Source organism: Moraxella canis (assembly GCF_002014965.1).
GTDB lineage: Bacteria > Pseudomonadota > Gammaproteobacteria > Pseudomonadales > Moraxellaceae > Moraxella > Moraxella canis.
Genome location: NZ_MUXT01000013.1, coordinates 1 through 479, shown reverse-complemented (window position 1 = coordinate 479; position 479 = coordinate 1). Strand labels below are relative to the sequence as shown.

The 479-nt window shown below is 49.9% G+C and carries 1 protein-coding gene; it reads left to right on the top strand.

The features are described from left to right. A partial coding sequence (locus tag B0180_RS09740; RefSeq protein ID WP_338065590.1) for a hypothetical protein occupies positions 1 to 479 on the top strand: 479 nt, incomplete at both ends.

The following is a 479-nucleotide window of genomic DNA, read 5'->3' as shown; positions in this document are numbered from 1 at the left end:
ACAAATCAGGCTTTAACATCGTCGGTGCTGGTAATAATGCGGGTGATGCTTTTGCCAACGAGCTGATCAACCCAGGCGATACGGTGACTTTACAAGCAGGTAAAAACCTGACTGTGGCTCAAACCAATGGGCAGTTTGTCTTTGCAACAGCCAATGAGGTTGAGTTTGACCAAGTTGCGGTTGGTCCTTTGGTGATCAATAAAGACACAGGCATCAATGCAGGCAACACAGTCATCTCTAACGTTGCCGCAGGCAAAGAAGGCACAGATGCGGTGAACTTCAGTCAGTTGACCAAAGCACAAAATGCCGCGACCACCAAGGTGGCAGGCGACCAAGGTGTGCGCATTGAAAACACTAAGAATGACGATGGCTCAACCACCTATACCATCGCTGCTAAGACGGATAATGTCACCACCACTGTCAATGAGGCTGGCAACATTGCCGCCATCACCAGCGCCATCACCACCAATGACGATGGT